At 71.6% G+C, this 22,088-nt stretch carries 19 protein-coding genes; 13 read left to right on the top strand and 6 right to left on the bottom strand.

The window, feature by feature from the left end:
* Nucleotides 1-195: 195 nt before the first annotated feature.
* Together IM770_RS08520 and IM770_RS08515 are read right to left on the bottom strand one after the other, a co-directional pair.
* Entirely contained in the window at nucleotides 196-858 is a 663-nt protein-coding gene (locus tag IM770_RS08520) for a biliverdin-producing heme oxygenase (RefSeq protein ID WP_203580720.1), read from the bottom strand.
* 45 nt (nucleotides 859-903) lie between these two features.
* Nucleotides 904-1,230 (bottom strand): DUF2470 domain-containing protein, encoded by a 327-nt coding sequence (locus tag IM770_RS08515; RefSeq protein ID WP_203580719.1) that lies wholly within the window; start codon nucleotides 1,228-1,230, stop codon nucleotides 904-906.
* A gap of 81 nt (nucleotides 1,231-1,311) precedes the next feature.
* On the opposite strand from IM770_RS08515, the gene IM770_RS08510 reads away from it, so the two are divergent.
* Nucleotides 1,312-2,580, top strand: a complete 1,269-nt coding sequence (locus IM770_RS08510) for a serine hydrolase domain-containing protein (protein ID WP_203581059.1) — start codon at nucleotides 1,312-1,314, stop codon at nucleotides 2,578-2,580.
* Between the two features lie 170 nt (nucleotides 2,581-2,750).
* Nucleotides 2,751-3,734, top strand: coding sequence for a Gfo/Idh/MocA family protein (locus IM770_RS08505; protein ID WP_203580718.1), 984 nt, complete (start codon nucleotides 2,751-2,753; stop codon nucleotides 3,732-3,734).
* Between the two features lie 100 nt (nucleotides 3,735-3,834).
* Here IM770_RS08505 and IM770_RS08500 read toward each other — a convergent pair whose 3' ends face one another.
* Together IM770_RS08500 and IM770_RS08495 are read right to left on the bottom strand one after the other, a co-directional pair.
* Nucleotides 3,835-4,941, bottom strand: a complete 1,107-nt coding sequence (locus tag IM770_RS08500) for a LacI family DNA-binding transcriptional regulator (protein WP_203580717.1) — start codon at nucleotides 4,939-4,941, stop codon at nucleotides 3,835-3,837.
* On the bottom strand, nucleotides 4,938-7,244 hold the full coding sequence (locus tag IM770_RS08495) for a heparinase II/III domain-containing protein (RefSeq protein ID WP_307785410.1): 2,307 nt from the start codon (nucleotides 7,242-7,244) through the stop codon (nucleotides 4,938-4,940). Before IM770_RS08495 ends, IM770_RS08500 begins: the two co-directional genes overlap by 4 nt.
* 188 nt (nucleotides 7,245-7,432) lie before the next feature.
* Here IM770_RS08495 and IM770_RS08490 point away from each other — a divergent pair, with 188 nt between their 5' ends.
* From IM770_RS08490 to IM770_RS08450, 9 genes are all read left to right on the top strand, one after another.
* The gene (locus tag IM770_RS08490) at nucleotides 7,433-9,529 is read left to right on the top strand and encodes a DUF2264 domain-containing protein (protein ID WP_307785409.1); all 2,097 of its coding nucleotides are present in this window, start codon (nucleotides 7,433-7,435) and stop codon (nucleotides 9,527-9,529) included.
* 50 nt (nucleotides 9,530-9,579) lie between these two features.
* Nucleotides 9,580-10,887 (top strand): ABC transporter substrate-binding protein, encoded by a 1,308-nt coding sequence (locus IM770_RS08485; RefSeq protein ID WP_203580716.1) that lies wholly within the window; start codon nucleotides 9,580-9,582, stop codon nucleotides 10,885-10,887.
* Between the two features lie 155 nt (nucleotides 10,888-11,042).
* Complete coding sequence (locus IM770_RS08480) at nucleotides 11,043-11,978, top strand: carbohydrate ABC transporter permease (protein WP_203580715.1); 936 nt, start codon at nucleotides 11,043-11,045, stop codon at nucleotides 11,976-11,978.
* Nucleotides 11,954-12,940, top strand: a complete 987-nt coding sequence (locus tag IM770_RS08475) for a carbohydrate ABC transporter permease (RefSeq protein WP_443673271.1) — start codon at nucleotides 11,954-11,956, stop codon at nucleotides 12,938-12,940. Before IM770_RS08480 ends, IM770_RS08475 begins: the two co-directional genes overlap by 25 nt.
* Before the next feature lie 4 nt (nucleotides 12,941-12,944).
* Nucleotides 12,945-13,697 carry a ferredoxin-NADPH reductase gene (locus tag IM770_RS08470; RefSeq protein ID WP_203580714.1) on the top strand — a complete coding sequence of 251 codons (753 nt, stop codon included), beginning with the start codon at nucleotides 12,945-12,947 and terminating at the stop codon, nucleotides 13,695-13,697.
* The gene (locus tag IM770_RS08465; RefSeq protein ID WP_307785408.1) at nucleotides 13,694-14,707 is read left to right on the top strand and encodes a hydroxyacid dehydrogenase; all 1,014 of its coding nucleotides are present in this window, start codon (nucleotides 13,694-13,696) and stop codon (nucleotides 14,705-14,707) included. Before IM770_RS08470 ends, IM770_RS08465 begins: the two co-directional genes overlap by 4 nt.
* 126 nt (nucleotides 14,708-14,833) lie before the next feature.
* Complete coding sequence (locus IM770_RS08460; RefSeq protein ID WP_203580713.1) at nucleotides 14,834-15,742, top strand: sugar kinase; 909 nt, start codon at nucleotides 14,834-14,836, stop codon at nucleotides 15,740-15,742.
* A 112-nt stretch (nucleotides 15,743-15,854) separates the two neighbouring features.
* Nucleotides 15,855-16,517: a bifunctional 4-hydroxy-2-oxoglutarate aldolase/2-dehydro-3-deoxy-phosphogluconate aldolase gene (locus tag IM770_RS08455; RefSeq protein ID WP_203580712.1), complete on the top strand. Its 663-nt coding sequence runs from the start codon at nucleotides 15,855-15,857 to the stop codon at nucleotides 16,515-16,517.
* Nucleotides 16,514-18,265, top strand: a complete 1,752-nt coding sequence (locus IM770_RS08450) for a glycoside hydrolase family 35 protein (RefSeq protein ID WP_203580711.1) — start codon at nucleotides 16,514-16,516, stop codon at nucleotides 18,263-18,265. The genes IM770_RS08455 and IM770_RS08450 overlap by 4 nt, the downstream gene beginning before the upstream one ends.
* 13 nt (nucleotides 18,266-18,278) lie before the next feature.
* Here the strand turns inward: IM770_RS08450 and IM770_RS08445 are convergent, their stop codons facing one another.
* Nucleotides 18,279-18,944 carry a hypothetical protein gene (locus IM770_RS08445; RefSeq protein WP_203580710.1) on the bottom strand — a complete coding sequence of 222 codons (666 nt, stop codon included), beginning with the start codon at nucleotides 18,942-18,944 and terminating at the stop codon, nucleotides 18,279-18,281.
* A gap of 84 nt (nucleotides 18,945-19,028) precedes the next feature.
* On the opposite strand from IM770_RS08445, the gene IM770_RS08440 reads away from it, so the two are divergent.
* Together IM770_RS08440 and IM770_RS08435 are read left to right on the top strand one after the other, a co-directional pair.
* A complete protein-coding gene (locus IM770_RS08440) occupies nucleotides 19,029-19,898 on the top strand; it encodes a carbohydrate kinase family protein (protein WP_203580709.1) in 870 nt (289 codons plus the stop codon).
* Nucleotides 19,899-20,018: 120 nt separating this feature from the next.
* Nucleotides 20,019-20,771 carry a class I SAM-dependent methyltransferase gene (locus IM770_RS08435; RefSeq protein WP_203580708.1) on the top strand — a complete coding sequence of 251 codons (753 nt, stop codon included), beginning with the start codon at nucleotides 20,019-20,021 and terminating at the stop codon, nucleotides 20,769-20,771.
* A 164-nt stretch (nucleotides 20,772-20,935) separates the two neighbouring features.
* On the opposite strand, the gene IM770_RS18245 is transcribed toward IM770_RS08435, so the two are convergent.
* A complete protein-coding gene (locus tag IM770_RS18245) occupies nucleotides 20,936-21,217 on the bottom strand; it encodes an HNH endonuclease (protein WP_372430669.1) in 282 nt (93 codons plus the stop codon).
* Nucleotides 21,218-22,088 lie beyond the last annotated feature (871 nt).

Raw genomic sequence — 22,088 nt, 5'->3', positions numbered from 1 at the left:
CGCTCGGCGACGTGTGGCGGGCTCAGCGGGCGGTTGCCGGGCCGCGGCCGGCGGGGGCCCGTCGTTCCGTGTGGACCGAAAACCTGGTCGGCGACGCCGACGCGCCGGTGACGGATGCCTGTGGCCGGCGTGTCGCGGTGCGGGCCAGGTTTTCGGCCCCGGGGCGAGCAGGCCGGGGCACCGGCGCCGGGTCGGTCAGGCGACGTGGGCGGTCTGGGTGGCCTTCGCGGTGGCGAGGTCTTCGAACAGCTCGGTGTTGAAGCGGTACGCGAGGAGCACCTCGTCGATCACGCGCTCCTGCTCGGCGGCATCCCACGGCGCGGCATCCAGCTGCTCGCGGTAGACGTCCTTGAAGGCCTTCGGGTCGGCGATGTCGTCGAAGACGTAGAAGCCGATGCCGTTGGTCTCGAACCCGAAGCGGCGGGCCATCAGGCGCCCGATGAACTGTCCGCCCGAGAGATCGCCGAGATAGCGCGTGTAGTGGTGGGCGACGAACCCGCCTGCCCATGTCGCGCCGACCTCGTTGATGCGGTCCACGTAGCGCTGGGTCGTCGGCAGGGGCTCGATCCGCTCGCGCCAGTCGGGGCCGACGAGGAACTCCAGGTCGGCTTCGAGCGCGGGCAGGCGCGTCAGCTTGTCGGAGATGAACACCGCGGCGACGGGGTCGTTGCGCATCTGGCCGGCGGTGCGCTCGAGCGCCTCGTAGATGAACCAGTGCTGCACGACGAGCGCGATGTAGTCCTCGCGCGTGCCCTCCCCCTTCATCAGGTCGGCCATGAAGCCGGAGTGCTCGCTCGACGAGTGCGAGCTGCTGGAGCGCTCGCGCAGCGCGGCGGAGAACGGGATCGGGTCGCTCATACCTTCATGCTAACTGAAGATAAGGCGAACCTAACTGCTAATTTCCTACGCGTGCGGTCGCGGCTCGACGCCGAGGCGGCGGCAGGCCTCGTCGTACAGCGCGACGATCTCGCGGCGCACCTCGCGCCGCTCCGAGATGGGTCCTCCGGGCCACGGCACGGCGACCTCTGCGGTCGAGCCGTCGGCGAGCGTCGCCTCCCACACCCCGCGGTCGCCGTCGAAGGCGGTCATGCGAGAGCCCGTGACCGCGGCATCCGTCACTCCCGCGTCCGCGGCGAAGGCCCGCGCGATCAGCAGGTTGTCGTCGCCGTGATCGCCGTTCATGTGGCCGAGCACGCCCGTGAGCGCGGCGTCGTCGAAGAGGAAGGTCATGATGTCAACCCTACGGACCGCCGTGCGGCGACCGGCATCGAGGTGTGTTTGAATTCATTGCACGATCATCGGGGGGTGAGAATGCGGACCCGATCCACTCGACGCCGCGCCATCGCGGTGGTCGCCGGTGCCCTGGCGTCTGCGCTCTTGCTCGCGGGCTGCTCGTTCGGGGGCGAGGTCGAGCCCGATCTGCCGCCGCAGGCGGCCGCGTCGCTTCCCGACGAGACCGTGCAGCAGCTGACGGATGCCGTCACCCATGCGATGGGGACCACCGGGTCGTCGGGTGCCATCGTGGGCGTCTGGGCGCCGTGGAGCGGAACGTGGGTCGCGGGTCTCGGCACGCAGCGCCCCGACGGCGGCGGAGACGTGAGCGCCGACCTGTCGTTCCGCGCCGGCAAGGTGACGCGCGCCATGACGTGCGATGTGCTCTACGAGGTCGCGTCCGCCGGCAAGGTCGAGCTCACCGACAGCGTCTCCGACTACGTCTCGGGCGTGCCCGATCTCGCCGACGTCACGCTGATCCAGCTCTGCGACGGCACGTCGGGCATCGGCTCGTACTCCGGGCAGCTGTACTCCTCATGGCTCACCAACCCCGCTCGCCAGTGGGAGCCGCGCTACCTCGCGAGCTTCGGACTGGGGCAGCCGCGCAGCGGCGCACCGGGAGCGGCTTATCGCGACTCCGACGCCGGCTACGTGCTCCTCGGCCTGGCGCTGCAGCGCGCGACCGACATGTCGGCCGCCGACCTGATCGAGACGTACGTCGCCGGCCCGCTGGGCCTCGACGCGACGGCGCTCGCGGCGCTGCCGTCGACGGGGGTGCTCAAGGGCGGGCAGTCGGTCAACAACGCCGAGGGGGCGCTCGACTGCGCCCAGCCGCTCGATCTCACGGAGGCGTCCACGAGCAGCGGGTTCACCGACGCCGGCGTCGTCACGAACATCGAGGACCTCGGCCGGTACGTCCAGGCGCTGGCCTCCAGCGCGCTCGTCGAGGACGACGACCGCTTCTCCGCCCCGGTGCCCGTCACGGCCGACGGGCCGTCGTGGTACACGGCAGACGGCGGCGCCCTGTTGGCGGGATCGCTCATCGGGCAGTACGGCAAGGTTCCGGGATACCTCACGGCCGCGTTCGCGGACCCGACGACCGGACTGACCGTCGCGGTCGTGCTCAACAACTCGGCCGCCGACGGCGCGGTGGGCGAGCACCTCGCGTGGGAGCTCGCCGCGATCGCGTCGAAGGCGCCCGCGGCCAGTGGTGAGACGATCCCCGAGGCCGGGCTTCCCTGGACCGCCGAGCAGTACCACGAGGCTGTCGCCGCCGCGGCGGTCTGCACGCCTCCGGCCCCCGAGTGAGCGTCGGATGAGCGCCGGACCCGGCTCCGGCGCGCCGGGCCGCGAGCATCGGCGCGATCCGCTCGTCCGCCCGTGCGGCGCGCGACGCGGCCGAGCCCCTCGCGTGACGCCGGCGCGCGGCATCCGTCGACGGAACCGCGGCGTCCGCGCGGGTCGCTAGCATCTGCATCATGACGCAGACGAGGTGGGCCGTGCTCGGGCCCGGGGCCATCAGCAGGGACTTCGTGGTCGGGCTCCGCGCCTCGGAGCACGGTGTGCTGCACGCGGTGGGCAGCTCGTCCGCCGAGCGCGCCGGGGCGTTCGCGGCAGAGCACGGCGCGGCGGCATCCGGGACCTACGACGAGATCCTCGCGCGCGACGACGTCGACGCGGTGTACGTCGGCACGGTCCACACCACGCACGCCGAGCTCGCGATCCGCGCGCTCGAGGCAGGCAAGGCGGTGCTGTGCGAGAAGCCGGCGAGCCCGACGCTGGCGGAGGTCGAGCTCATCCTCCAAGCGGCCGAGCGCGCCCAGCGGCCCTTCCTCGAGGCGTTCAAGACGCGTTTCGGCCCGTTCGCCGACGCGTTGCGCGAGCTGGCCGCGGGCGAAGAGCTCGGGCCGCTCGATCACGTCGCGGGTGCCTTCGGCTTCGACGCCGGCACGCGGCAGGGGCGCCTGTTCGACCCGGCGCTGGCGGGCGGAGCGATCCTCGACGTCGGCTGCTATCCAGTGGCCCTCGCCGTCGACCTCGCCGCGGCGGCGGGTCAGCCGATCGGCCAGCCGGTGTACCACGGGTTCGATGCGGAGGTGGTGGCGGGCGTCGACGGGTGGGCGACGGCCGGGATCGGGTTCGGCGCGGTGGCCGCCGAGGTCGCGACCTCCGTGGTCGAAGACCTGTCGGACCTCGGGCTGCTGCACTTCGCCGACGGCGATGTGCTGCTCCCCAACGTGTGGGGCAGCCGCACCGAGAGCCCGTCGACGCTGATCGTCCGGCGCGGCGCGGACGAGCGCGTGGTTGAGCTCCCGGTGGTGCAGCCGATGGCGGCCGAGGCGGACGCGCTGTCGCTCGCGCTCACGGAGGGCCGCCTCGAAGTGCCGCAGATGCCGTGGTCGCACACCCGCGCGGTCGCGCGCGTGCTCACGGACTGGCGCGCGGCCGCCCTCGCCGGCTGAACAGAACCCCGGCGAGTCCGTGCGCGGCGGGTGCGGCATCCGTCCCCCGCACGAACTGCTCTCTCCGCGGGCGGCCCGGGCGCGGGTCGATGGAGTCGCGTCAGGCGCTGCGCGGCGGGGCGGTCGAGCCGCGGACGTTCAGCGTCGGGTTGAGCACCACGCGATGCACGGGACGGGTCGGGTCCTCGATGCGGCGGGCGAGGAGGTCGACGGCCGCGCGGCCGACCGACGCGCGCGGCGGGCTGACGGCCGTGAGAGCCGGGGTGAAGAGCTCTGCCACTTCGTCGTCGTACGCCACGATCGACAGGTCCCCCGGCACCGAGATGCCCCGGTTCAGCGCCAGATCGACGAAGGCCATCGCCTCGGGGTCGGAGTGCACGAGAAGGGCCGTCACCGAGTTCGACAGCGCGACATCGAGAGCGGCGTCCACCACCGCCGAGAAATCCGGGCTCGTGAGCGGCGGCAGGCTCGTCTCGAAATGGTCGGCCGGGGTCAGACCGAGCTCGGCGCACGCAGCCTGCCATCCGGCGGCGATCTTGCGCGAGGTCGGCGACTCCCGGGCGATGATGAGGCCGACGCGGCGGTGCCCGAGCGACGCCAGGTGGCGGGCGGCCAGCACCGCACCGAGCGCGTGATCCGTCGTCACGTTCTCGACCGGGCTGCCGTCCGGCAGCCGCACCGCATCGCGCTCGACGAGGACGCTCGGCACACCGCTCTCTGCCAGCCACTGCACGACATCCTGCGCGTGGGGAGTGTCGGTGTTGGGGGCGACGACGAGTCCGCGCACGCCCTCCGTGTGCACCAGCCGCTCCAGCACCGGGCGCTCGTCCTGCAGTTCGTACGACGCTCCGCGCAGCACGAGACGGAACCCCTGACGCGCGGCTTCGGCCTCCGCCCCCCGGGCGACGCTCGGCCAGTAGAAGCTCAGCGACGGCACGAGCATCGCGATCGATCCCGTGTGCGAAGAAGCGGACGGATGCCCGGGCTCACCGTGCTCGAACGAGCCGGCAGCCGGGACGGCGCCGCCGTGGACGCGCACGAGCAGCCCCTCGCGCTCCATCTGCGCGAGGTCGCGGCGAAGCGTCACCGGGGCGACGCCGAGCTCGTCCATCAACTGCGCCACCCGGACGGCGCCGTCGCGCTCGAGCGTCGCCATCACGTGCGCCCGCCGCTCGGCGGCCAGCAGCGCCGGTGTCTGGTCGGTCATCGGGCGTCCTCCGCGTTCGTCAGGTCCAGTTCTACCGTCACCACGACGCCGTCGCGCGCGCTCACGTCGAGATCGAGCCGGGTGAGTCGCGACCCCCACACGCTGGTGAGCATCGGATCGTCGAGCTCGCGCACGACGAGCGCAGCGTCGACGCCGTCCGGCCACGAGACGCGCACCGGTGCGGCCCCGCCGAGAGGCGTGACGACGACGGATGCCGCGTCCCGGCGCACGTCGCCGGCGAGCAGCATCCGCACCTGGGTGGGCGCGTCGCTCCGGGGCGTTTCGTCTCGCTCGTTCCTCGCTCGCTCAACGGCCGGGGGCAGGGGTTGCGGTCGTTGAGCGGAGGGCGCTCCAGTGCCCGCAGACGAAACGTCTCTAGCGTGCGGGATCGTCCGGGGCGTTTCGTCTCGCTCGTTCCTCGCTCGCTCAACGGCCGGGGGCAGGGGTTGCGGTCGTTGAGCGGAGGGCGCTCCAGTGCCCGCAGACGAAACGTCTTGAGCGTTCGCGCGGGTTCGGGGCGTTTCGTCTCCCGCAACGGCCGGGGGCAGGGGTTCCGGTCGTTGAGCGGAGGGCGCTCCAGCGCCCGCAGACGAAACGTCTTGAGCGTGCGGGATCGTCCGGGGAGCGCCCCACGCGTCCTCGATGACCACGCGACGCGCCGGCCGCTCGAGCCGGACCGCGCGCTGCCACGGCCCCGCCGCACCGGCGTATGCACCCGAGAGCTCCAGCGACAGCGACGAGGCATCGGCGCCGACCCAGGCGTCGACGGCCGACGCGGCGAACCCGGCGCCCGGGCTCTGCTCGAGGCCGCCGATCACCGGCACGTTGTGCCAGCCGCTCTGCATGGTCCAGATCTCGTAGCGATCCGGCCCGAAGGTCTGCAGCGTGTAGGTCGGCCGTCCGGCGTCGACGATCACCGGCACGCCGTCTGACGCCACCACGAACGATCCGACGTCGTTGTGATTGTGGTGCTCGCCGTTGTGGCCGCCCTTCACGGCGACGGTGAGGCCCGCCGCGGTGCCGCCGTTTTCGCGGGCGACCAGAACCTCGGTCGAGGGCAGCCACACATCGCGGGGGAACGGCGAGGGCTCCTGTTCCGCGCCGACCCACGCCGGGTCGGTGATGCCCCGCAGCAGGCGGCCGAATCCCTCGTGCTCGGTCGCGGCGGGGATGCCTGCCCGGCGATGCGACGCGGCGTGGGCCGCGGCATCCGTGTCTCCCGCCGTCTGTGCCGCGCGATGGAGGGCGTGCCACGGCTGATCCGCGGGCGGGCGGGCCTGTCCGTCGGCGAGGTTGAGGTACCAGTCGCCGCCGAGATGCATGCGGTGCGGGAAGGCGACCGTCTCGCGCAGCGCCGGGATGCCCGAGGCGTCGAGCACTCCCCCGGTCGCGTGGCGCACGAGGTCGAGGGCCTCGAGCGCACGGCAGGCGCCGTTCCACCAGTACGCGTAGCCCTCGTCGATCGCGCCGTCGGCGGGCAGCACCGAGACGTAGCGGTCGATGCCCTCGAGCGCGAGGGCGACGATGCGCGCGCGCTCGGCGACCTCGGCCGGATCGTCCAGCAGGCGCAGCGCGGCGAGGAGCACGTTGCCGTGGATCCATGGGTTCCAGTTGTGGACGTCGCCGTCGAGCCCCAGCCAGTGCCAGTCGCGGCGCCGCGCGAACGGCTCGAAGACGCGCACGCGCGCCTCGCGGCGGATGCGGGAGCGGATGCCGGGATACCGGGCGTCGAGGCGGGCGCCGAGGAGCTGGTCGATCCAGGTCAGCAGGGCGACGGCCTCCCCCGCCCCGAGGTCGAGGTACGGCGCCGTCACGGTCGGGAGCACGGAGCCGCGCTCGCGGAACGCGTCGTCGTGCGCGGGCCAGCACCATGAGGTCTGCTCGCAGATGAGCCACACGCCGTCGAGCACCTCCCCGAGCCACACCGGACCGCGCTCGGGGTCGTCGAGGTGGTGCGCGGCGGCGATCGCGGCACGTGCGAGTCGGCGCTGGCGCTCGAAGACGACACTCTCCCAGCCCTCGCGGTCGCCGTCGTCGTGGAGACGCGCCGCAGCGGTGGCGAGGGGGATGCCCCACGGCCGGGCGAGGTCTTCGCGAGCATGGCCGAGGATGTCGGCGACGCTGACGGGGTCGGCGCTTCCGGTCGGACCCCACACGGTCCGATCGGTCGCGGGTGCGACGGGGAGCGCGCGCTCCGGTTCGGCGAGGAGGGTGGCCAGCGCCGCCTCGAAGCCCGCGATGTCGGTGCCCGACTGGCGGAGGTACACCGACGCCAGCGCGCCTTCGAACGTCGTGGTCGTCACTGGTGCTCCTCGTCGATCACCGTGGTGCGGTTGCCACGGATGGCGACCGCTCCGTCAGTGAAGCGATCAAAAACGATCATAACGAATCTAAATCAGCCTTGCAATGAACGAATCGGGTTGCTACAGTCCCAAACGTTCGCTTTCCGCTGATTCCTTCAGCGGCGGCACAAGGCATCGAAGGAGATCCCGTGACGGCCCCACACCCCACCGCGTCGGCGCGCATCTCCGCGGATCGCGGCTGGAGTGGGCGGGAGTGGAGCCGGGACGAATGGCTCGCGTACGCCGATCGCCTTCTCGACACCGCACGCACATTCGCATCGCCGGGCCACGGACGCATCCACTTCCCGGGCGCCGAGGGCGGCTACGGCCACGCGGTCGACGGCCTCGAGGGCTTCGCCCGCACCTTCCTTCTGGCCGGCTTCCGTATCGCGGGTGCGCGGGGGGAGGGGACCGAGGAGCTCGCCGACTTCTACCGCCGCGGCATCGTCAGCGGTGTCGACCCCGACGCCGCCGACCGTTGGGTCCGCCCCGACGAGCACGGGCAGGCCAAGGTCGAGGCGGCGTCGCTCGCCCTCGTGCTCGACATGACCCGCCCTTGGATCTGGGATCGGCTCGACGCCCTCACCCAGCAGCGGGTGATCGACTACCTCGCGCCCGTCGTCGGCGACGCGACGTACCCGAAGACGAACTGGCTGTGGTTCCGCGTCGTGGTGCAGACCTTCCTGCGCTCGGTCGGCGGTCCGTGGTCGGCGCAGGACGTCGCCGACGACCTCGCACTGCACGACGCCCTCGTGCGCGAGGACGGCTGGATCTCGGACGGCTTCGAGCGCTCGTACGACCACTACGTCGGCTGGGCGCTGCACACCTACCCAGTGCTGTGGGCGCGCATGCAGGGCGCCGACGAGCTCGCCGACGGACGCACCGCGGGCGATGTCGTGCGGCTCGATCGCTTCCTGCAGGACGCCGTCGCCCTCGTCGGCGCCGACGGCTCGCCGCTCGTGCAGGGCCGCAGCCTCATCTACCGGTTCGCGGCCGCGGCTCCGTTCTGGGTCGGCGCGCTCGCCGAGGTGCCCTCGGTGCCCCTCGGGCAGCTGCGGCGCGCGGCGAACGCCGTGGTCGCCCACTTCGAGGCCGCCGGCGTACCGGGTGACGACGGCGTCCTCACGATGGGCTGGCACCACGAGTGGCGCGAGCTCGCGCAGTCGTACTCCGGCCCCGGCTCGCCGTACTGGGCGGTCAAGGGGCTGCTCGGCGTGGCCCTGCCCGCCGACCATCCCGTGTGGGCGGCCGAGAGTGCGCCGCTGCCGATCGAGACCGGCGACGAGCTGCGCGCCGTGCGCCCCGCCGGCTGGGTGATCTCGGGCACACCGGCCGACGGCATCGTGCGCATCGTCAACCACGGCACCGACCACGCCGCCGAGGGCAGTCTCGTGGGCGACTCGCCGCTGTACGCGCGGATCGGGTACTCCACAGCCGCCGGTCCGCTCGCGAACCAGCGCGCGTGGGAGGAGCCCCTCGAGCAGTCGGTCGCTCTCGTCGACGGCGAGGGGCGGGCAACCCACCGCGCGGCGATGGACCTCGTCGACGTGCGCGTGCAGGACGACGGCGGCCGCGTCGGCATCGCCGCCTCGGTCTCGCGCGCCCACTGGATCTCGCCGCACCCGTCGGCCCATCGCCACGGCTCGGGCATCACCGGCGACGTCGACATCGCCGGCGTCGTCGAGGTGCATTCGCTCGTGCGCGGGCCGTGGGAGGTGCGCCTCGCGCGCGTCGACTCGCTCGAGGCCGGCGTCGACGCCTCGGCGCTGAGCCTCCGCGTCGGCGGCTGGGCGCTCGCCGCCGACCAGCACCCCCGGTCCCCGATTGAGGACCTGGGCGGGAATGAGGACCGAAACGCCGGGTCGGCCTCCTCATCTCGGCTCTCGTCCTCAGATGAGGATGAAGGGCGAGCGGATGCCGCGACCTCTGTGATCGCGAACGACCTGCGCAGCGGCATCCGTCCCCTCCTGGGTGCCGGTGCGATGAGCATCGAGACGCGCGAGGACGCCAGCCCGCTCGGGGCCTTCGCCGCCGTGCCGGTCGTCGCCTACCCGGTCGAGCCGGGCGTGTGGACCGCCACGCTCGTCGAGCTCACCGCGGCCGACCTCGCATCGCCCGCCGCCGCCGCCGCCGTCGCCCTCGACGCGGACGGCCCGCAGACCACCGTCACGGTCACCTGGCCGGACGGGACGGCGACCACGAGTCGCCTCGCACGCCCCGGCACCGCCCCCGGCGCGAACCGGTAAACCCCCTGGGCCCGAGGACGGGTCCGCAATCACAAAGGAGTACCCCCAGAATGAAGCGCTCATACGCTGCCGCGGCCGGCATCGCCGTGGTCGCAACGCTCGCTCTCGCCGGCTGCAGTGGCGGCGGCGACGACGCTGCTGCGCCCGAGGAGTCGTCGGGCCCCGTCACGCTCAGCCTCTCGGGCTGGAGCCTCGACACGACGCCGGAGTTCCAGGCGCTCGCCGACGCGTTCCACGAGGAGAACCCCGACGTCACGATCGAGCTCAAGGGCTACGACGCGGCCGAGTACAACACCCTGCTGACCGCCGACCTCGCCGCGGGCTCGGGCCCGGACATCATCACGCAGAAGGAGGTCAAGTTCGTCCCGACCTTCGTCGAGGGCGGCCAGCTCCTCGACGTGTCGGACGTCGAGCTGCCCGACGGCATCAGCGGCGCCGCCTCGTACGAGGTCGACGGCACGGCCTACGCGGTGCCCTACCGCAACGACTCGTGGGTGCTGTACTACAACAAGGCGCTCTTCGACCAGGCCGGTGTCGAGTACCCGGACGGCTCGTGGACGTGGGACGACTACGGCGACGCCGCCGCCTCGCTGACCGAGGGCCTCGCGGCCGCGGGCAGCGCCGCCAAGGGCACGTACCTGCACCGCTGGCAGTCGACCGTCCAGGGCTTCGCGAACGCGCAGGCCGAGGGCGACATCCTCGAGGGCGAGTACGACTACATGGAGCCGTTCTACGAGAACGTGCTCGCGCTGCAGGACGCAGGCGACCAGGTCGACTACAACACCAGCGCCGCCAACCAGCTCACGTACCAGGGCGAGTTCGGCAAGCAGAACGCCGCCATGCTGCCCATGGGCACGTGGTTCGTCGCGACGCTCATCGCCCAGCAGGCCTCGGGCGACGCGGACGACTTCGAGTGGGGCATCGCGCCCATCCCGCAGGCCGACGATGCGACCGCGGGTCTCGACAACACCCCGGTGACCTTCGGAGACCCGACCGGCTTCGGCATCAACGCCGGGATCGACGAGTCCAAGGTCGCGGCCGCGAAGAAGTTCCTCGCGTTCGCCGCGGGTGAAGAGGGCGCGCAGATCCTCGCCGGCATCGGCATCACCCCGGCGCTGCTGACCGACGCGGTCGTCGAGACGTACTTCGGCGTCGACGGTGCCCCCACCGACGACCTGTCGAAGTTCGCCTACTCGACGCACGACGTGTTCCCCGAGAACCCGACGTCGAACAAGACGGCGGCGATCCAGGGCATCCTCAACGACATGCACACGGCGATCATGTCGGGCTCGGCGTCGGTCTCGGACGCGATCACCGAGGCGCAGGACCGCGTGGCCAACGAGGTCGGCCTCGACTGATCCCTCCCTTCGACAGGCTCAGGGACCCGCACTGCGTCCCTGACCAGGCTGCGGTTCCTGAGCCTGTCGAAGGACCCCCTCCTCTCGGCGGGCTCGGTCGCATTTTCCGAGCCCGCCGAGCACCACCCTGTTCTTTCCCCACCTGGAGGTCCGCCATGGCGACCATCACCGCCACGGAGGCTGCGGCCACACCGCCGCCGCCCGCGCGCCGCCGGCGTTCGAAGCTGCGGCTGCGCAACACCCTGATCGGGTGGAGCTTCATCCTTCCGAACTTCCTCGGCTTCGGGCTGCTCACGCTGATCCCGATCGTCGTGCTGTTCTACATGGCGTTCACGAACTGGAACGTGTTCGGCAAGGCCGACTGGGTGGGGCTGGCGAACTTCGAGCGGCTGATCGGCGACGGCAGCTTCCGCATCTCGGTCGTCAACACGTTGTACTACTCGGTGCTGCACATCCCGCTGACGATCGCCGTCTCGCTGGGTCTCGCGCTGCTGCTGAACAACAAGCTGCGCGGGGTGGCGTTCTTCCGCACCGCCGCGTTCTTCCCCTACATCACCTCGATCGTCGCGATCGCCGTGGTGTGGAACCTGCTCTTCAGCCCCGAGTACGGCCCGATCAACGAGTTCCTCCGGTTCATCGGCATCCAGAACCCGCCCGGATGGCTCACCTCGCCCGAGTGGGCGATGCCCGCCGTCGTGATCGTCGGCACGTGGCGTGACATGGGCTACTACATGATCCTCTTCCTCGCGGGCCTGCAGACCGTGCCCCGCGAGCTGCACGAGGCCGCCCGCGTCGACGGTGCGAGCGTCTGGCAGCGGTTCGTCAACGTGACCCTGCCGTGCCTGCGCCCCACCATGTTCTTCGTCACCGTGATGCTGACGATCAACTCGTTCAAGATCTTCGACCTGATCCTCGTCATGACCGACGGCGGCCCGGGTCAGTCCACCCTCGTGATGTCGCAGTTCATCTACCGCAAAGGCTTCGAGGAGTCCCAGTTCGGGTACGCCTCGGCCGCCGCGGTGGCGCTGTTCTTCATGTGCATCATCGTGACGATCCTGCAGTTCCTGTGGAACAAGAAGCGGAGCAGCTGATGGCCGAGCAGATCGAGAAGGACGCCGAGCTCCTCGTCTCCGACTACACCGCCCCCGCCGCCGCGCGGCGCGGCCTCCGCAAGCTGGCCGAAGAGCCCGCCGAGCCCGCGGTCCAGGTGCCGACCGAGAAGATGACCCCCGGCCGACGGGTGGCGCGCATCGCGATGTATGTGGCGCTGATCATCTTCGCGATCGGCCTGCTGACGCCGTTCGCGTGGATGGTGCTGTCGTCGTTCAAGACCGCCAACGAGGTGTTCTCGGTGCCCGTGAAGTGGCTGCCCGAGACGTTCGTGTGGCAGAACTACATCGACATCTGGACCGAGTCGAACATGCTCGTCTGGATCCGCAACACGCTGCTGCTGGCGGTGGTGGTCACGTTCCTGCAGGTGCTCACCGGGTCGTTCGCCGCCTACGGGTTCGCCCGGATGCGGTTCCGTGGCCGGGACGTGCTGTTCCTGCTGTACGTCGGCACGATCGCGGTGCCGTGGCAGTCGTACATGATCCCGCAGTTCATCCTGCTGTCCAACTTCAAGGTGTCCAACACGCTGTGGGCGATCATCCTGCTGCAGGCGTTCGGCGCGTTCGGCGTGTTCCTGATGAAGCAGTTCTACGAGACGATCCCCGAGGAGCTGTCCGAAGCGGCGCGACTGGACGGCCTCAGCGAGTACGCGATCTGGCGCAAGATCATGCTGCCGCTGTCGATCCCCGCACTCGCGAGCCTCACCCTGCTGACCTTCGTCAGCACCTGGAACGACTACCTCGGGCCGCTCATCTACCTGCGCAACCCCGACCTGTGGACCATCCAGCTCGGACTGAAGAGCTTCGTCTCGAACCTGTTCGACACGAACTACGCGCTGCTGTTCGCGGGCCTGACGATCTCGGTCATCCCGATCGCGATCATCTTCCTGCTCGGCCAGAAGTACTTCGTCGAGGGCATCGCGACGAGCGGGCTGAAGGGCTGACGTCGTGAAGAAGTCCAGTCCGCTCAGCCGGCTCAACAGCCTGGTCCCGCACGACAGGTGGGCATCCCTCATCGGGATGATCTACCTCGCGCTCATCACCAACCTGCTCCTGGTCGTCGCGTGCCTGCCGGTGGTGGCACTGCTGGTCACTACCGACCCCGCGTATTCGTGGCCGCTGCTGGCTCTCGCCGCGCCGCTTGCGGCACCGGGTGTGACCGCCGCGTTCCGCGCCTTCCGCGAGCACGGCGCAGGCGGGCTCGGCCCCGTCCGCGCGTTCGCGGCCGGGCTGCGTGACACGTGGCGGCGCGCGCTCGTGGTCGGTGCGGCCGTCGCGGGGGTGGTCGTGATCCTGCTGGTGGACGTGCGGATGCTGTCGAACACGCCCGCCGCCGTGGTCACGGTCCCGCTGCTCGGGGTGCTGGCGCTCCTCGCGATCGCCGTCGGGCTCGTCGCCCTGGTCGCGATCGCCGAAGTCCCCACGGCTCGCCTGCGCGATGTGCTGCGCGCCGCCGCGTACCTGAGCCTGCGCCGCTGGTACCTCACCGCCCTCTCGCTCGCGGTGCTCGCCGTCCAGGCTGCCGTGTTCGCCGCGGCGCCCGCGCTCGGCCTCGGGCTCACCGCCTCGGCCGCCCTGTACTTCGCGTGGACCAACTCCCGTTACACGCTCCGCCCCGTCCTCGATCTCGACGAGGACCCGGCCGCGGCGGGCGCCGAGTCGGCGGGCGCCGGGCGGCTTCCGGCGGGGGCTCGCTCGTGACGGCGGGGTCGAAGCCGCTCGTCCGGGCGGCGATGGCTCCGGAGGTCTTCGAGCTGCTGTTCGACGAGACGCGGATGCAGCGGCTGGGCTCGATCGCCACCGTTCCCCCGCGATTCCTCATCGACCCGGCGACCGATCGCGACGGACGCGTGGAAGACACGGAGGTGCTCCTCACCTCGTGGGGTGCTCCCCGGCTCGATGCCGATCTGCTCGATGAGATGCCCCGCCTGCGTGCGGTCATCCATGCGGCGGGCAGCGTTCAGGATCTCGTCTCCGACGCCCTGTGGGACCGCAGCATCACCGTCACCTCGTGCGCAGATGCCAACGCCGTGCCGGTGGCGGAGTACACGTTCGCGACCATCATCCTGTCGTTCAAGCGCGCGTTCGTGCACGTGCGCCAGCCCGTCTCCGACAAGGGCAGCTGGGGTCAGCTGCTGAGCGAGCCGCGCTACGGCAGCATCGAGCGAACGGTGGGCATCGTCGGCTTCTCGCGGATCGGTCGTCGCGTCGTCCAGATGCTGCAGCAGCTCGACGGCGTGCGGGTGCTGGTCGCCGATCCCTTCGTCGATCCGGCGGCGGTCGCGGCGGCGGGCGCGAGCCTGGTGCCGTTGCCCGAGCTGCTCGAGCGCGTCGACGTGCTCTCGCTCCACGCGCCGGCCCTGCCGTCGACTCGGCGCATGATCGGGCGTACGCAGCTGGCGGCGCTCAGGGATGGCGCGACCGTCATCAACACCGCCCGGGGCTGGCTGCTCGACCACGATGCGCTGCTGGCGGAGTGCGCGTCCGGGCGCCTCGACGCGGTGCTCGACGTCACCGATCCCGAGCCTCTCCCCGCCGATTCGCTTCTGCACCAGCTGCCGAACGTGGCCATCACGCCGCACATCGCGGGATCGATGGGCACCGAGGTGCGGCGGCTCGCCGATCACGCCCTGCGGGATCTCACCGACTTCGTCGCCGGTCGCGAGCCGGAGGGCATCGTGCGGCAGCACGAGTTGGAGATGAGCGCGTAGCCGTGCGGAGGCACGCTCGACGACGTCGGAGGAAGGCCCGTCGATTCGACCGCGCGAGCGCCGTCCTCAGCGGGCTCCGCGATGTCGACGGGCAGACGGATGCCGCACCCTGACTACGCTGGCGGAATGGCCCGCACTCTCCTGACGATCGGCGAGACGATGGCGATGGTGACGCCGGTCGTCGCCACTCCGGTCGCCGATGCCGACGCCTTCCTGCTGGACGCCGGCGGCGCGGAGTCGAACGTCGCCGCGCACGTGGCGGCGCTCGGTCACCGCGCCGTATGGTTCAGCCGGCTCGGCGCGGACGCCCTCGGTCGCCGCGTCGCGCGCCAGCTGTCGGGCCGCGGCGTCGACGTCTCCCGGGTGGTGTTCGATCCAGCCCATCCCACCGGTCTCTACGTCAAGGATCCCGGCAACGGGGTGCTCTACTACCGTCGCGGTTCGGCCGCTGCGCACCTGTCGGAGGCGGACGCCGACGCGGTGTCGTTCGACGGCGTCGACCTCCTGCACGTGTCGGGCATCACGGCGGCGATCTCGGCATCCGCCTCGTCCTTCCTGTCTCGGGTGATCGCCCGCGCACGCGAGCACGGCGTGGCGGTCTCGTTCGACGTGAACCACCGCGCCCCGCTCTGGGATGCCGCCACCGCCGCGCCGGTGCTGCTCGAGCTCGCCCGCCGCGCCGACATCGTGCTGGTGGGTCGCGACGAGGCCGAGACCCTCTGGCGCACCACTGCGGCCGACGACGTGCGCACCCTGCTGCCGGACGTGGCGGAGCTGATCGTCAAGGACGGCGACATCGGCGCGACGGCCTTCGTCGGCGCCGAGGCCGTATTCGAGCCGGCGCTCGTCGTCGAGGTCGTCGAGCCCGTCGGCGCGGGCGACGCGTTCGCGGGAGGCTACCTCGCCGGCCTGCTGTCGGAGGAGCCCGTGGCCGACCGTCTTCGCGCGGGCCACGAGCGCGCCGCACGCACCCTCCAGACCACCACCGACTCGATCGACGAGCCCGCTCCGGCGGCCGCGGAAGCCTCGACATGACGGGTTCGGGCCGCCGCGCGAACGGTCCGGGCGCGCGTCGCTCGCTCCGATCGCGCGCGGTGCGCCCCGAGCCCGGCAAGATGACCGAACCCGACGCACGAAGGACTCCCGAATGACCTCCCAGCCCCACTCATCGACGGGAACGGATGCCGCCGCGCAGGCAGCCTGGTTCGACGACGCGTTCGCCGGCGCACCGCTCATGGCGATCCTCCGCGGCATGGGCGTCGAGCGCTCGGTGCGCCTCTCCGAGACCGCCTGGGATCTCGGGATCGACTCGGTCGAGGTGCCGCTGCAGACCGACGAGGACGAGCGCGCCCTGCGTGCCGTGGTAGAGGCCGCGAACGCCCGGGGCAAGAGCGTCGGCGCCGGCACGATCATCACTCCGGAGCAGGTGACGAGGGCCGCCGACGCCGGCGCGGTGTATCTGGTCTCACCGGGCATCGACGCCTCGGTGGTCCGGGCGGCGCAGGAAGCCGGCATCCCGATCCTTCCCGGCGTCGCCACCCCCAGCGAGGTGCAGCTCGCCGTCTCGCTCGGGCTCACGTGGCTGAAGGCGTTCCCGGCGACGTGGCTCGGCAGCGGCTGGTTCAGACACATTCGCGGGCCGTTCCCGCGGGTCCGGTTCGTCGCGACGGGCGGGCTCGACGCCTCGAACGTCGAGGAGTTCCTCGACGCCGGCGTGCGCGTGGCCGCCGTCGGGTCGGCGCTCGAGGACGCCTCGCAGCTCGAGCTTCTCGCCGAGGTCGTGCGCGCTCGCTCGGGTGCGGTGCGATGACGGGCGCGACGACCCGGTCGTTCGCGATCGGCGAGACCGACTTCCTGCTCGACGGAGAGCCCTTCCGGGTGCTCTCGGGCGCGCTGCACTACTTCCGGGTGCACCCCGGCCAGTGGGCCGATCGCATCCGCAAGGCTCGCCTCATGGGACTCAATACCATCGAGACATATGTCGCCTGGAACGCCCATGAGCCTGTGCGAGGGGAGTGGGACGCGACGGGCTGGAACGACCTCGGGGCGTTCCTCGACCTCGTCGCCGCCGAGGGTATGCACGCCATCGTGCGCCCTGGGCCTTATATATGCGCCGAATGGCATAACGGCGGTCTCCCGGTGTGGCTGACCGCGCTCGAGGGTGTCGGCCTGCGGCGTTCGGAGCCGACGTACCTGGCCGAGGTCACCGCGTACCTCGAGCGCGTCTACGAGATCGTCGTTCCGCGGCAGATCGACCGGGGCGGACCCGTCATCCTCGTGCAGATCGAGAACGAGTACGGCGCCTACGGCGACGACACGGCCTACCTCGAGCACCTCGTGAAGGTGACGACGGATGCCGGGATCACCGTGCCGCTCACCACCATCGACCAGCCCACCGACCAGATGCTCTCGGACGGCAGCGTGGCCGGCGTGCACCTCACCGGCTCGTTCGGGTCGCGGGCTGCCGAGCGGCTCGCGACGTTGCGGCGCCACCAGCCGACCGGGCCGCTCATGTGCGCGGAGTTCTGGGACGGCTGGTTCGACTGGTGGGGTTCGCACCACCACACCACCTCGGCCGCCGACTCCGCCGCCGAGCTCGACGCTCTGCTGGCCGCGGGCGCGTCGGTGAACTTCTACATGGTCCACGGCGGCACGAACTTCGGGCTCACCAACGGGGCGAACCACAAGGGCCGCTACCTGCCGATCGTCACGTCGTACGACTACGACGCGCCGCTCGACGAGCGCGGCGACCCGACCGAGAAGTTCTTCGCCTTCCGCGACGTGATCGCGAAGTACGCGCCGGTGCCCGACGAGGTCCCCGCGCCGAGCGGACCCGCGCCGCAGTTCGAGGTCGCGCTGAGCGCGGTCGCGGCGGGGGTGGAGGCATCCGTCACCCGTCACGACACCCCGCCGACGTTCGAGGATCTCGGCCACCTGAGCGCGCTGGTGTCGTACGAGGCCGACCTCGGCGGACGCGCTGGCGTGCTGCGGTTCGGCGAGGTGCGCGATCAGGCGTGGGTCTCCGTCGACGGGGTGTCAGTGGGCACGCTGTCGCGGACGCGTCACGAGGACGCCCTCGTCGTGCCGGCGGGGGAGCGCGTGCGCGTGCTCGTCGAGGAGCAGGGCCGCGTCAACTACGATTCGCGTCTGGGGGAGCCCAAGGGGCTGATCGGTGGGGTGACCCTCGACGGCGAACCGCTGTCGGGGTGGACGGCGACGGCGGTCGACGTCGCCGTCCTCGGTGCGGCGGTGACGGATGCCGCGCCCCCGGCGATGCCGAACGCCGGCGTCGCGCCGTTCGTGCTGCGAGGATCGTTCGCGCTGGAGTCGGCGACGGATCTCTTCCTCGACTCGACCGGCTGGGGCAAGGGCTACGCGCTCGTGAACGGGTTCCTGCTCGGGCGGTACTGGAGCAGCGGCCCGCAGCGGACGCTCTACGTGCCGGCCGCTGCGCTGCGCGCCGGGGAGAACGTGCTCGTGCTGATCGAGCTCGATCGCGTCGTCGCTCAGACCGCGCGCTTCGTCGCCGAGCCGGACCTCGGGCCGCTCGAGGAGTAGGCCCCGCGCCGCCCTACAGGTCCGAGAAGTCGTTCGCGGGGGCGTGGAGTTCTGTGACGACGTCGCCATCGAGGGCCAGGGAGATGTACACGCGTCCGACTTCTCCGGGGCGGGAGAGCGATGTCGTTCCCGGCGACTCCTGCTCATCGATGCCCAGGTGATCGGCGTGACCATCGCCGTCGGCATCCCACTCCTCCCATGCGCCCGCCGCGGTCGCGGCAGCCCGCGTCGCTCCGACCGCGATGCCGTCGGAGGTCTGCAGGGGGATTCCGCCGACGCGCGGTGCGACGACGCTCACGCTGGCGGCTCCGTCCTTTGAGACCGAGACCGAGATCTCGTCCCACCGGTACACCGTGCCCATCACCTCGCCGCCGCCCCACGGGTCCTCGAAGTCCTCGCCGCTCCGCGGCTGGTCGGTGAGCGTCTCGACGAGCTGGAGGAGCTGCTCCGGCTCGGCGAACGGATAGCTCCGGGATGTGCCGTCGTCGGAGAAGATGATGCCGTCGACGCCGACGACCAGCAGGTCTGCTGCAGCCGGGGTCTGAAGGGGAGTCTCGCCGGCAGTCGGAGCCGGCTGCGATGCGGAAGGACCCGGCGTCGCGCTCACCGCGCCGTCCGAGGCGCACCCGGCGAGCAGCAGAGCGGCGACGAGCAGGACGGGCGAGGCGCTTCTTCGCATCCTACGAATCTAGACGGTGTGTCCGCGTGCTCCGGTCGTCGGTGAGCGTCCTGTGAGAACGCGCGGAACTGGTTGACTGTTCGGATGCCCCTCGCCGCAGAGAGCCGGGTCGCCGTGTGCGGGCCGGCGTCATGGAACCACCTCATCGTGCTGGACCGGTTGCCCGAGGCGGTGCCGCACATGCAGTTCGCGCTCGCTGACACGCACACGCTGGGCGGCACGTCGGCAGGCAAGGTGCTGCACCTCGCAGATCTGGGCGTGGCGACCGCTCTCCACGGGCTCCTCGGCCGCGACGCCGACGGTGAGCAGGTCACGGCAGCGCTCGGGCGGGCCGGGGTGCGGCTCGAAGCCTACGAATCCGAGCGCACGGAGCGTCATGTGAACCTGATGACGGCGGCGGGGGAGAGGGTGAGCCTGTACCTGGCGACGCCGTCCGCGGCATCCGTCGACACCATCGACCGCGTCGAATCGGCGTTGGCAGCGGCGGAGGTCGCGGTCGTCGACCTGAGCGAGATGGGCGCCGCGATCGTGGAGCGCCGCCTGGCCGGCGGGACGGGCGCGCCGATCTGGACCGACCTGCACGACTACGACGGGGCGGCCGCGTTCCACGAGCCGTTCCTGCGGGCGGCGGACGTCGTCTTCATGAACGACGACGCGACCGACGACCCGTGGGCGCTGATGCAGAGCTGCCTCGACCGCGGCCCGCGGCTCGCCGTCTGCACCCTGGGCGCGCGCGGCGCGATCGCGCTCGCCGCCTCCGGAGAGCGCGCGTCGGTGTCGGCCGTGCCGGTCGACGTCATCGACACGAACGGCGCCGGCGACGCGTTCTTCGCCGGCTTCCTGGCCGCATCGCTCGCGGGAGCAGGAATGGACGGATGCCTCGCCGCCGGCGCCCGTCAGGCGGTCGTGGCGCTGTCGTCCGAGCACCTGCACCCCGCCGTCGAGGTGCGCTGACCCGGCGGCCTCTCGCGCGGTGCCCGCTGTGCGCAGCTCGGGGGCGGGCTGACTGGCGCGGCCGGTGCCGGGTGGTGCCGAGCATCCCCGCCCGTGGTCGTCGCGTCGTACGCTCGTGCGGTGGTCGATCCCCTGCACTTCGAGCGTCGAGCCGACGAGTACGCGGCAGCGCGGCCGCCGTACCCACCGGAGTTGTGGGAGCGGATGCGGGCTCTCGGCGCCCTGGAACCGGGCATCGCGGCGCTCGACCTCGGCGCGGGCTCCGGTCAGGCGACGGGTCCGCTGCTGGCCGCGGGCGTGCGGGTGACGGCGGTCGAGCCGGGGGAGAGGCTCGCGGGGCTGCTCCGCCACGCGTATCCCTCCGTCGAGGTGCTGACCGCACGCGCGGAGGACGTCGAACTGCCGACGGGAGCCTTCGACCTGGTCACGGCTGCGACCTCGATTCATTGGATGGACCTGGCCGTGGTGGTTCCTAAGGTGCATGCGGCGCTCGCGCCCGGGGGTCGGTTCGCCGTGTGGCGGAACGTGTTCGGCGATCCGGACGCACCGGTGACCTCCTTCCGGCGACGGGTCGCGGAGATCGTCGGCGACCGCACCGCGCCGCCACGCCCCGGGCCATCGGCAGAGGACCGCGATGCCACGGCAGCAGCGCTGACTGCTGCGGGTCTGTTCGTCGTCGAGGATGCGACGAGCTACCGCTGGCGCATCGCCCTGGACGCACCCGCTGTGGGCCGGCTGTTCTCCACCTTCAGCGACTGGTCCGAACCCGAGGTGGCGCGAGCCGTCGACGCCGTGGTCGATCTCGGTGGTTCGACGATCGAGCACTACTCCTCGTGGCTCCTGGTGCTGAGGCCGGTGCGAGCGGCGAGCTGATGAGCGTGACCGCGCGCTGCCGTGTCGCTGCGTTCATCTCCATCGCGAGCGGTCGTGGCTGCGCGTTCGCTTCCGGCGGGGCCGGCCGCGAGCTGCCGAGGTGCCGGCCTCGCCGACCCGGCGGCCGCCGGACTCCGCCGGCCTCTGCTGACCTGTCGGGGGCGTCACGCCGCCTCGAACCTTCTCGGGGACTTCGACCTGAGCTCGGTGGTCGCACCCAGTTCACCGGTCACCGGATCAGGTGGAGCGTGAAGCCAGTACGTGTCGGCAGTCGAGACCGGATCTCGCTGACGGATGATGCGCCAGCGTTGGTTGTGCAACCGGAGGTGGCAGTTGCGGCAGAGCGCGATGCCGTCATCGACGTCGGTGCGGCCGTGGTCCTCCCACCAGTGGTCGATGTGATGGAACTCGCACTGTGAGATCGGTGCGCTGCACGACGGCCACATGCAGCCGCCGTCTCTGATTCCGATCGCGATCCGCTGCTTCCGCGTGAAGAGCCGCAGTTCGCGCCCGACGTCGAGCGGGCGTCCGTCGGCGTCCCACAGCACCGGAATGGCCCCGGCGTCGCACAGCCGCGCCTCGATCACGCCCGCGGGCACAGCGTGCCCGCCGTCCTGGTAGTGACCGACGCCCGTCGCCTCAGCCGCTCCCCGCTGGCCGATGCGAGTGATCATGGTGGCGTCGATCACGATGCGCACTCCCGGTTGCCGGTCGCCGAACGCCTGCTGCGGGTCGGCGTTCGCGCCGGTGCGCAGGACAGCCATGACGGTGTCGTACTGAAGCTGGTCGCTGGTGCGCTCGTCGGCATCGGCCGCCCGCGCCTGCGGATCGGCGTCGGAATCGACGAATCGGGGCCCGCGCCGTGGCCGGAGCGCCGCCTGCAGCAGCGCGTCGACCCAGGCCGCTGCTTCGTCGTCGAAGACGATGTGCGCGTGGCGCTGCCCCGACTGATCCGTCCAGGTGCGGAAAGAGCGCGCGGCGAATCTCTCCTCGAAGCGGAGCGTGACGCCGACCGGGTCGAGCCGATCCCGGGCGATGCGGGCCTGGCTGCGGAGATCCTCAACCGACAGCTGTGCTGATTCATCGAGCAGCAGGTGAACGGCGCGCGTCCACGCCTGCGGCAGGAAGTCCGGCGCGAGCTCGGGGTACCGGTCGACCGGTGGTTCGCCCAGCCCGGTGCGGATGGCCTGGAACTGCGCCTGCGACAGGCGGCCGGTCGCAAGTGCGCCGCGCAGCTCGGAGAGCCATTCCGGCACCGGAGGTGCGACCGTGGACGCCCCAAGGTCAGGTGGCGCGTCGGGTGCGCCCGATGAGCCG

Origin of the sequence: Microbacterium hibisci (assembly GCF_015278255.1) — a bacterium.
Lineage (GTDB): Bacteria > Actinomycetota > Actinomycetes > Actinomycetales > Microbacteriaceae > Microbacterium > Microbacterium hibisci.
Note: the sequence above shows the minus strand (reverse complement) of the source record. Positions and strands in the feature narration are given on the sequence as shown.

What these genes read in the sequence shown, in the direction of transcription:
- IM770_RS08520 (WP_203580720.1), bottom strand. Translation starts at nt 858, where the DNA reads ATGAGCGACCCGATCCCGTTCTCCGCCGCGCTGCGCGAGCGCTCCAGC.
- IM770_RS08515 (WP_203580719.1), bottom strand. Translation starts at nt 1,230, where the DNA reads ATGACCTTCCTCTTCGACGACGCCGCGCTCACGGGCGTGCTCGGCCAC.
- IM770_RS08510 (WP_203581059.1), top strand. Translation starts at nt 1,312, where the DNA reads ATGCGGACCCGATCCACTCGACGCCGCGCCATCGCGGTGGTCGCCGGT.
- IM770_RS08505 (WP_203580718.1), top strand. Translation starts at nt 2,751, where the DNA reads ATGACGCAGACGAGGTGGGCCGTGCTCGGGCCCGGGGCCATCAGCAGG.
- IM770_RS08500 (WP_203580717.1), bottom strand. Translation starts at nt 4,941, where the DNA reads ATGACCGACCAGACACCGGCGCTGCTGGCCGCCGAGCGGCGGGCGCAC.
- IM770_RS08485 (WP_203580716.1), top strand. Translation starts at nt 9,580, where the DNA reads ATGAAGCGCTCATACGCTGCCGCGGCCGGCATCGCCGTGGTCGCAACG.
- IM770_RS08480 (WP_203580715.1), top strand. Translation starts at nt 11,043, where the DNA reads ATGGCGACCATCACCGCCACGGAGGCTGCGGCCACACCGCCGCCGCCC.
- IM770_RS08460 (WP_203580713.1), top strand. Translation starts at nt 14,834, where the DNA reads ATGGCCCGCACTCTCCTGACGATCGGCGAGACGATGGCGATGGTGACG.
- IM770_RS08455 (WP_203580712.1), top strand. Translation starts at nt 15,855, where the DNA reads ATGACCTCCCAGCCCCACTCATCGACGGGAACGGATGCCGCCGCGCAG.
- IM770_RS08450 (WP_203580711.1), top strand. Translation starts at nt 16,514, where the DNA reads ATGACGGGCGCGACGACCCGGTCGTTCGCGATCGGCGAGACCGACTTC.
- IM770_RS08445 (WP_203580710.1), bottom strand. Translation starts at nt 18,944, where the DNA reads ATGCGAAGAAGCGCCTCGCCCGTCCTGCTCGTCGCCGCTCTGCTGCTC.
- IM770_RS08440 (WP_203580709.1), top strand. Translation starts at nt 19,029, where the DNA reads ATGCCCCTCGCCGCAGAGAGCCGGGTCGCCGTGTGCGGGCCGGCGTCA.
- IM770_RS18245 (WP_372430669.1), bottom strand. Translation starts at nt 21,217, where the DNA reads ATGTGGCCGTCGTGCAGCGCACCGATCTCACAGTGCGAGTTCCATCAC.